This window comes from Streptomyces sp. NPDC127190 (assembly GCF_042672505.1).
Classification (GTDB): domain Bacteria; phylum Actinomycetota; class Actinomycetes; order Streptomycetales; family Streptomycetaceae; genus Streptomyces.
In genome coordinates this window covers 36,201-43,200 of sequence record NZ_JBHXVE010000039.1, presented here as the reverse complement: position 1 = coordinate 43,200, position 7,000 = coordinate 36,201, and the positions used below count along the sequence as shown (strand labels likewise).

Genomic DNA, 7,000 nt, shown 5'->3' with positions numbered 1-7,000 from the left:
CCGCCCCACCGCGCGTTCACGGGGCGGGGCCGCTGTGGGGGGCGGGCGCCGCCGACGCTCGGGCGCACCACCCCCGCGCGGCCCCCCCCCCGGGGGCGCCATCGGCGTTTTGGGGCCGAAGCGTCGGCGCCCGACGGCTTCTGTAACGGTCGCCCGGCTACGACGTAACAGTTTCCCGGCACTTCTTTCTTACCGTCCTCTCATCCGTTGAGCCTTCTGATCACCCCCCGGCATACTCCGTGATCCGGGGGGTCCGACGTGTATGACGCCCCCTCCGGCCGGGTGAACGGGGAATTCGCCCGGTACACCATCTCCAGGGGGAGATCTTGCGCAGACAAGTGAAGAGAGCGGCTGCGGCCACCGTCGCGACCGCCGCAGCCGTCGCCCTCGCAGCGGGTATGACCAGCCCGGCGTCGGCGACCACCGCGGACCACGGACCCGCCTCGGCCGACGCGTCCGCCCGCACCGCCCGGCACCATGTCACCCTCATCACCGGTGACCGCGTCGTCCTCGACGCCGGGGGCCGGGTCGTCGGCTTCCAGCGGGCCAAGGGCCGGGAGCGCATACCCGTCCAGATCCGCAAGGCCGGCGGACACACACTGGTGATCCCGGCCGACGCCGCCCGGCTCCTTGCCGCCGGCACGCTGGACCAGCGGCTGTTCGACGTCACCGAGCTGAACAAGGCCGCCACCCGCAAGGACCAGAAGAACGGCCTGAAGGTCATCGTCGGCTACCGCGGCACCGCCACCGCCGCCCGGGCCGGCGTCCGCGAGGCCGGCCGGCTCCGGCACAGCCTGTCCGCGCTGAACGCGGACGCCGTGCAGACGCCCGTCAAGGACACCGCCCAGCTGTGGGCCGCGGTCACCCAGGGAGACCGGACCGCCTCCGGGATCGCGCACGTCTGGCTCGACGGCGTCCGCAAGGCCGCCCTCGACACGTCCGTGCCGCAGATCGGCGCCCCGGTCGCCTGGAAGGCCGGATACACCGGCAAGGGCGTGAAGGTCGCCGTCCTGGACACCGGTGTGGACACCCGCCACCCGGACCTGAAGGACCAGGTGATCGCCTCCAGGAACTTCTCCGGCGCCACCGACGCCATGGACCACTTCGGCCACGGCACGCACGTCGCCTCCATCGTGGCGGGCACCGGCGCCAAGTCCGGCGGGAAGTACCGGGGCGTGGCCCCGGACGCCAAGCTCCTCAACGGCAAGGTGCTGGACGACAGCGGCTCCGGTGACGACTCCGGGATCCTCGCCGGCATGGAGTGGGCGGCCGCACAGGGCGCCGACGTCGTCAACCTGAGCCTCGGCGGCCAGGACTCGCCCGGCATCGACCCGCTCGAGGCCGAGGTGAACAAGCTGTCCGCCGAGAAGGGCATCCTGTTCGCGATCGCCGCGGGCAACGACGGCCCCCAGTCGATCGGTTCACCGGGCAGCGCGGACGCCGCGCTCACCGTCGGCGCGGTCGACAAGAAGGACAAGCTCGCCGACTTCTCCTCCACCGGCCCGCGCGTCGGCGACGGCGCCATCAAGCCGGACGTCACCGCGCCCGGCGTGGACATCACCGCCGCCGCGGCCAAGGGCAGCGTCATCGACAAGGAGGTCGGCGAGAAGCCCGACGGGTACCTGACCATCTCCGGTACCTCGATGGCCACCCCGCATGTCGCGGGCGCCGCCGCGATCCTCAAGCAGGAGCACCCCGACTGGGGTTACGCCGAGCTGAAGGGCGCGCTCACCGGCTCCGCCAAGGGCGGCCCCTACTCGGCGTTCCAGCAGGGCGCGGGCCGGATCGCCGTCGACAAGGCGATCAAGCAGTCGGTGGTCGCCGACCCGGTGTCGGTGAGCTTCGGCACCCAGCTGTGGCCGCACACCGACGACAAGCCGGTCACCAAGAAGGTCGTCTACCGCAACCTCGGCGACAAGGACGTCACCCTCACCCTGTCCGTCACGGGCACCGACCCGAAGGGCAAGGCGGCACCGGCGGGCTTCTTCACGCCCGGCGCGACCAAGGTGACGGTCCCCGCGCACGGCAAGGCGTCGGTGAACCTGACCGTCAACACCCGGCTGGGCAGCCTCGACGGCGGCTACTCCGCGTATGTGACGGCGACCGGCGGCGGACAGACCGTCCGCACGGCCGCCGCGGTCCAGCGCGAGAAGGAGTCGTACGACCTCACGCTGAAGTTCATCGGCCGCGACGGCAAGCCGGCCCCGAGCTACAGCGCCGACCTGACCGGCGTGGCCGGGCTCGCGACCAACAGCTGGCTGACCCCGTACGACAAGTCCGGCACGGTGAAGGTGCGCGCGCTCAAGGGCACGTACATCCTCAACACCATGGTCTACGCCGACCCGAAGAACGCCGCCAAGGGCATCGACTGGATCGCCCAGCCGAAGCTGACGGTCACCGGGAAGCAGACGATCACGGTCGACGCCCGCAAGGCCAGGCCGGTGGACATCACCGTCCCCGCCAAGGGGCTGAAGTCCGAGTTCGCCGCGCCGGAGTACGACGTCACGGCCGGCAACGGCCAGTACGGCTACGGCATGTGGCTGGACTCGTACCGCAACGTCCGCACCGCCCACCTCGGCCCGAAGATGCCCGCCCGGTCGCTGTACCAGCAGTGGGACGGCCACTGGACCAAGGGCGCGCACGAGGAGTACGACGTCACCGTCGGCGGCTGGGTGAACCGGGTCGCCACCGGCTACACCCGGCACTTCAAGGCATCCGACCTGGCCACGGTGAAGGCCCGGCTCGGTGCCCCCGCCGGTGGCAAGACCGGCGCGATCAGCGCCTCCGGCTGGCTGCCCGACGGCTCCGGCTCCTCCGCCATCGGCATCCCGCAGCAGGTGCCCGCCACCCGCACCCTGCACCTGTCCGCCAAGGGCGGGGCGACCTGGCAGCTGGAGTACGACCAGTTCGGCGGCAAGGACAAGGACGGCTTCCCGGTGACGGACGCCTCCTACCAGCTCAAGCCGGAGTCCTTCGCGGCCGGCAAGACCTACACCCGGACCGTCGACACCGCCGTCTTCTCCCCGCACATCACCTCGGAGATGGGCCTGTTCCGGGACGGCAACCGGATCTACGGCGCGCTGCCGCTGTTCGCCGACTCCGCCAGGAACGCCGGCTACTCGGCCTTCACCTCGGCGCGTACGACCCTGTACCGCGACGGCACCGAGGTCGGCTCCAACGACGACCCGCTGCTCGGTGACGGCACCTTCAAGGTCCCGGCCGGTTCCGCCGCGTACCGGCTGACCACCTCGGTCACCCGCTCGGCGAAGGTCGCACAGGCCGCCTCGCGGATCGACGCGACCTGGACCTTCCGCTCCCAGAAGCCGGCCCACGGCACCACCGAGCTGCCCGCCTCCAGCGTGGCCTTCGGCGCCCCGACCGGGCTGGACAGCCGTGCCGAGGCCGGCAAGCGGATCACCGTCCCGGTCAAGGTCGAGGGCGCGGCCGCGGGCGGCAACCTCAAGTCGCTCACGGTGTGGCTGTCGTACGACTCCGGGAAGACCTGGAAGGAGTTCGTCGTGGTGAACGGAAAGATCGCCATGGAGAACCCGGACCAGGGACGGTCCGTCTCCTTCCGCGCCAAGGTCACCGACAAGAAGGGCAACACGTCGCAGATCACGGTCTACGACGCCTACTTCGGCAAGTAGGACGCCTTTGGCACGTAAGCGGTGAACGGGGGCACTCCGGCAGGTCCGGGGTGCCCCTTCCGGCGCTCACTGCCGGGCGAAGATCTCCCGGATGCCGGCCAGCGCCTCCTGCTTCTCCCGCTCGTCCTCGTACCAGCCCTCCTCCGCCAGATGGTCCACCAGGCTCTCCGGGGTGAAGTCACGGCCGAAGAGATAGGTGTCCAGGCAGTAGTCGAAGCCGGAGTCGTTGAACAGATCCAGGTGTTCGCGCTCGCAGTACCCGGTCAGCCCCTCCGGCAGCTGCCACCGTGAGCCGTCGTACCAGAACACCCCGCCGGCGTAGAGAAGCGTGTCGCCGGACTTCGGGTCCCTGATGTTGAGCGACTCGTAGTTCTCGGGCTGGTTGCGCACCAGGCGCAGCAGCTCCTCCGGGACACCGTCGTAGAACGACCGCTGGAGCGGGTAGGCGGTGTCCTCGTCCTCGGCGTAGAGGTTCAGCGGGGACTCGTGGTCGAAGGTGAGCAGCAGGGCGCGGTCGTCGGGCGTGAAGTACCAGACGGCCGACTGGCCCCCACCGTCGTTCCAGGCGTACCGCTGCGCACCGGCCACCTCCACCGGCGCGACCTCCGCCACCCGGTCGACGATCGCGGCCCGCCGCCGCACCTCACCCAGCGGAGTCGCCCTGAGGGCATCCCAAGTCTCGTCACTCATACCGGCAGGCTATCCAGCAGGCCTAGGCTGTCCGTCCGTGACCGAAGCCATCAGCACCATGATCACCGCTGTCGTCGGTGTGCTCGGCACGCTCCTCGCGCCCGTCATCAGCGAGCGGCGGGCCGTCCGGCAGCGGGCCGAGGAAGCCGAACGGGACGCGCAGCGGCGGACGTTCGAGGAGCGCAGGCGGGCGTACACCGCGATGAACCGGTCCTCGCGGCAGTTCCACACCCTGCTCAAGGACGCCCTGCACCGGCTCCGGGACGGCGTCTACACCGACCGGGACCGGGAGCAGCTGGAGGACGCCCGGCGGGAGTACCGGGACCACTACGCCGAGGCCCAGATGATCGTCCCGGAGCGCATCCTGGAGGCCTCGCGCGCGGTGAACCAGGTGCTCGCCGGGATCGACGCCGTCCTCAAGCGGCTCGACCGGGGCATCGCCCGGGACGGCGAGTGCGCCGGGGAGGCGCTGCTGGACCTGAAGCAGGCCGAGCCGCTGCTGACCGCCATGCGGAGGCTGATGCGGGACGACCTTGGGGTGGCGGAGTGAGGGTCAGGCGGAGGGCACCGCGCGGGTCGCGTCCGTGCCCCAACTGGCCAGCAGCCGGAGGGAGTCGGCGGACGGTGAGCCCGGTTCCGCGTGGTAGGTGACCAGGGACTGGTCCGCGTCGTCCGACAGCCGGAAGGACTCGAAGTTCAGGGAGAGATCGCCGACCAGCGGATGGTGCAGCCGCTTCAGCCCGTGGCTCTTCTCCTTCACGTCATGCGTCGCCCACAGCCGGCGGAACTCCTCGCTCTTCACCGACAGCTCGCCCACCAGAGCCGCCAGCCGGGGATCGTCCGGATAGCAGCCCGCGTGCATGCGCAGCGCGCACACGATGTCGATCGCCTTCTGCTCCCAGTCCACGAACAGCTCGCGGTACTCGGGCCGCAGGAACACCAGCCGGGCCCAGTTCCGCTCGTCCGGCGGCAGTTCCCCCCAGTCGCCGAAGACCGCCGCCGCCATCCGGTTCCAGGCGAGGATCTCCGAGCGGCGCCCGACGATGTACGCCGGCACGCCGTCCAGCGAGTCCAGCAGCTGCCGCAGCGAGGTCCGCACCTGCTGCCGGCGCGCCGCCGGCTTCTTCTTGTGCGCCTTCGGCTTCGCCAGATGCGTCAGATGCGCGTGCTCGGCGTCCGTCAGCCGCAGGGCGCGGGCGATCGCGTCCAGCACCTCCGCCGAGACGTTCCGGCCGTTGCCCTGCTCCAGCCGGGTGTAGTACGCGACCGACACCCCGGCCAGCTGCGCCAGCTCCTCGCGGCGCAGCCCCGGCACCCGCCGGTGCCTGCCGAAGTCGGGCAGACCGACGTCCTCCGGCTTCAGCCGGGCCCGCCGGCTGCGCAGGAACTCGCTCAGCTCGGCCCGCCGGTCCAGCGGCAGCGCGGTGTGCTCCATACGTCCAGTATTCCTGGTCGTACGCACAGCAGCCTGACCCCGCCAGTGGTACGCACAGCGGTCGTACGCAAGAGCGTGGACTGGGTGACCCGCGCGGGCATGAGGCAGGCTTGGAACCGTGCCCGGCGGAAGAGAGCCGGGCGCGCTGGACCCTGCGAGGAGAACCCCCCGGATGACCACTGTTGCTGCGTACGCCGCGCCTGCCGCGAAGGCTCCGCTGGAGCGGACCACCATCGAGCGGCGCGCGGTAGGCGAGTCCGACGTTCTGATCGACATCAAGTTCGCCGGCATCTGCCACTCCGACATCCACCAGGTGCGGGACGGCTGGCGGCCGGGCACCTTCCCGATGGTGCCGGGCCACGAGATCGCCGGCGTCGTCACCGAGGTCGGCCCCGGTGTGACGAAGTTCGCCGTCGGCGACCGGGTGGGCGTCGGCTGCATGGTCGACTCCTGCCGCACCTGTGACAACTGCCGGGCAGGCCTGGAGCAGCACTGCTCCAACGGCGGCCCGACCTGGACGTACAACGACACCGACAAGGACGGGCAGCCCACCCTCGGCGGCTACGCCCAGAAGATCGTCGTCGACCAGGACTTCGTCGTCCGCATCCCCGACGGCCTCGCCCTGGACGTGGCGGCCCCGCTGCTCTGCGCCGGCATCACCACCTACTCGCCGCTCCGGCACTGGAACGCGGGCCCCGGCAAGAAGGTCGCCGTGGTCGGCCTCGGCGGTCTCGGCCACATGGGCGTGAAGATCGCGCACGCGCTCGGCGCCGAGGTCACCGTCCTCTCCCAGTCGCTGCGCAAGAAGGACGACGGTCTGAAGCTGGGCGCCGACCACTACTACGCCACCAGCGACCCGAAGACCTTCGAGGAACTGGCGGGCACCTTCGACCTGATCCTGAACACCGTCTCGGCCCCGCTGGACTTCGCCGCGTACTTCTCCCTGCTGCGCACCGCCGGCGCGATGGTCAACGTGGGCCTGCCGGAGGAGCCGGTTCAGATCGTGCTCCAGAGCCTCATGGGCAACCGCCGCAGCATGAGCAGCTCCAGCATCGGCGGCATCGCCGAGACCCAGGAGATGCTCGACTTCTGCGCGGAGCACGGGCTGGGCGCGGAGATCGAGGTGATCCGTGCCGAGGAGATCAACGAGGCGTACGAGCGGGTGCTGGCCAGCGACGTCCGCTACCGCTTCGTGATCGACACGGCGACCATCTGACGCGCGGGAGCA

5 protein-coding genes are annotated in these 7,000 nt (G+C 70.8%); 3 read left to right on the top strand and 2 right to left on the bottom strand.

The genetic code is table 11. From position 1 onward, the window contains the following. The first annotated feature begins 338 nt into the window (after positions 1-338). Positions 339-3,647, top strand: a complete 3,309-nt coding sequence (locus ACFVIU_RS36235; protein ID WP_385847843.1) for a S8 family serine peptidase — start codon at positions 339-341, stop codon at positions 3,645-3,647. A gap of 66 nt (positions 3,648-3,713) precedes the next feature. On the opposite strand, the gene ACFVIU_RS36230 is transcribed toward ACFVIU_RS36235, so the two are convergent. Continuing rightward, positions 3,714-4,337 carry a hypothetical protein gene (locus tag ACFVIU_RS36230; RefSeq protein WP_385847842.1) on the bottom strand — a complete coding sequence of 208 codons (624 nt, stop codon included), beginning with the start codon at positions 4,335-4,337 and terminating at the stop codon, positions 3,714-3,716. Between the two features lie 37 nt (positions 4,338-4,374). Here ACFVIU_RS36230 and ACFVIU_RS36225 point away from each other — a divergent pair, with 37 nt between their 5' ends. Continuing rightward, positions 4,375-4,887, top strand: a complete 513-nt coding sequence (locus tag ACFVIU_RS36225) for a hypothetical protein (protein ID WP_385847840.1) — start codon at positions 4,375-4,377, stop codon at positions 4,885-4,887. Between the two features lie 3 nt (positions 4,888-4,890). Here ACFVIU_RS36225 and ACFVIU_RS36220 read toward each other — a convergent pair whose 3' ends face one another. After that, positions 4,891-5,772 carry a helix-turn-helix domain-containing protein gene (locus ACFVIU_RS36220; RefSeq protein WP_385847839.1) on the bottom strand — a complete coding sequence of 294 codons (882 nt, stop codon included), beginning with the start codon at positions 5,770-5,772 and terminating at the stop codon, positions 4,891-4,893. 172 nt (positions 5,773-5,944) lie between these two features. Between ACFVIU_RS36220 and ACFVIU_RS36215 the strand changes: the two genes are divergently transcribed. Further along, positions 5,945-6,988 carry an NAD(P)-dependent alcohol dehydrogenase gene (locus tag ACFVIU_RS36215; protein WP_385847838.1) on the top strand — a complete coding sequence of 348 codons (1,044 nt, stop codon included), beginning with the start codon at positions 5,945-5,947 and terminating at the stop codon, positions 6,986-6,988. Positions 6,989-7,000 lie beyond the last annotated feature (12 nt).